Origin of the sequence: Bacteroides reticulotermitis JCM 10512 (genome assembly GCF_000517545.1) — a bacterium.
GTDB lineage: Bacteria > Bacteroidota > Bacteroidia > Bacteroidales > Bacteroidaceae > Bacteroides > Bacteroides reticulotermitis.
In genome coordinates this window covers 1-1,844 of sequence record NZ_BAIV01000079.1, presented here as the reverse complement: position 1 = coordinate 1,844, position 1,844 = coordinate 1, and the positions used below count along the sequence as shown (strand labels likewise).

The following is a 1,844-nucleotide window of genomic DNA, read 5'->3' as shown; positions in this document are numbered from 1 at the left end:
CACCTGGAGCCAGAAGTACAACATGATCTGGGATAAGATGTGGAACCTGAATCTCTTCCCTAACAATGTAATTAACACAGAAATCAACTATTATCTGACGAAACAGAATACCTACGGATTACCACTAGACTCCCGTAGAGATTACAGCAAATCCGACTGGATTATGTGGACGGCAGCCATGTCTTCCGATCAAGCTACTTTCGAGAAGTTTATCGATCCGCTTTACAAATACATCAACGAGACTCAAACCCGCGTACCCATCAGTGACTGGCATGAAACACAAACCGGCAAGATGACCGGCTTCAAAGCACGCTCAGTGATCGGAGGCTACTGGATGAAAGTACTTATGGAGAAATGCAGCAAAGCAAGCTGAATAGAAGTGACTTCCCGCCAGGGAAATCAAGCACTCAATTACCCCGAAAAACACTTGTCTACGAAATATCAATACTAATACTTAATGAAAATGAATACAATGAAGAACTTTTTTGCCACAGCCAAAGCAAGCCACATTCTTGGTTTGCTAGCAGGTATATACCTATGCCTGGCATGCGGCTCGGATCATCCGGTCACTGAAGATGATACCGGAGGCATATCCGGACAATACTAATGTTGCAGCAAAGCGGATTGAATACAGTTTCAGTCTCCGGCAACGATGAAAGCTATACATTCCCCCTGACCGTGAAAAGAGTGGGAAGTAACATAAACTCCCAATCTTCCGCTAAGCTGGAAGTATGGAGCGCGGATGAACTCGCAACCTATAACAACAAAGAGAAAACAGATTATACCTTCCTCCCAAGCTCGTTGTATACGATTAGCTCACCAAGCGTGGTTTTAAATTCGGGAGATGCGCAAACAAGTGTGGATATCAAATTCGATCCGTCGCAGGTATTCGCTGAATTGCAGCAGACCAATGCCCGGTATGTCATTGCTTTGAAACTCAAGAGTGAGGTAGACAAAGTAAAAGACCGGCAAGGTACACTGTTACTTGCCCTTTCCATCGATTTCCCAAAGGTTAGCTTTGCTTCTTCCAACTCCAAAGAGGTTAGCGTCAATGAAGGTACTACACGTGTGAGTATCACTACAAACCTGACCAGTCAGCTAAGTGGTGAGTCGATTGGCAGCTGGTGGGATTTCACCTGCAAACTCAATGTACCCCAAAATGCGAGCGAGCTAGTAGCGGGATATAACAAGCAACATAACACCAACTATGATCTATTACCCTCAGATAGCTACAATCTAGGAGAAGGATTCGCCTATAAAGCGGGAGAAAGTCAGACAACAGGTAGCTTCACTGTCATCCAAAGTAAACTGGATGTGAAATATTATCTTTTGCCCTTGCAGTTAGCCGGTGCAGGCAATGAGCATGTGATGTATGATGATGCCATACAGTATATGGTAGTAGCCAGAACCTACAGTAATCCGATCATATCGGATAAGAGCGTGCCCGATCCTACTGTGATTCGTGCCAATGACGGTTACTTCTATCTTTATGCCACTCAGACCAGTAGCTATTGGATGCCGATCTATCGTTCCAAAGACCTGGTCAAATGGGAGTATATGCGTACAGCTTTTACACAAGCTACGAAGCCTAACTTATCAGGCGGAGGTGCATTCTGGGCTCCGGAAGTTCAGCATATCAATGGGAAATACGTGCTCTACTACTCATGGGCTAAAATGAATGGGGCCGATGTCAGCTATACAGCCGTAGCCGTTTCAGACAATCCGTTAGGTCCTTTCCCCGATAGCAAAGCCCTGATAACGAATGAAGAATTCGGTTCCAACGTCATCGACCAATACTATTACGAGGAGGGTGGCAAGAAGTACATGTTCTTTGGAAGCTTCAC

Annotated in this window: 3 protein-coding genes; all 3 read left to right on the top strand. The window is 45.1% G+C overall.

The genetic code is table 11. The features are described 5' to 3' along the window. A partial coding sequence (locus JCM10512_RS20980; protein WP_044165900.1) for a DUF1793 domain-containing protein occupies positions 1–373 on the top strand: 373 nt, incomplete at its 5' end. A 99-nt stretch (positions 374–472) separates the two neighbouring features. After that, positions 473–607: a hypothetical protein gene (locus tag JCM10512_RS24720; protein ID WP_262482627.1), complete on the top strand. Its 135-nt coding sequence runs from the start codon at positions 473–475 to the stop codon at positions 605–607. A 17-nt stretch (positions 608–624) separates the two neighbouring features. Beyond that, positions 625–1,844: BT_3987 domain-containing protein (locus JCM10512_RS21750; RefSeq protein ID WP_158332256.1), on the top strand; the 1,220-nt coding region annotated here is incomplete at its 3' end.

Excerpts from the sequence above, each read along its gene's own strand:
- JCM10512_RS24720 (WP_262482627.1), top strand. The coding sequence starts at position 473 with ATGAAGAACTTTTTTGCCACAGCCAAAGCAAGCCACATTCTTGGTTTG.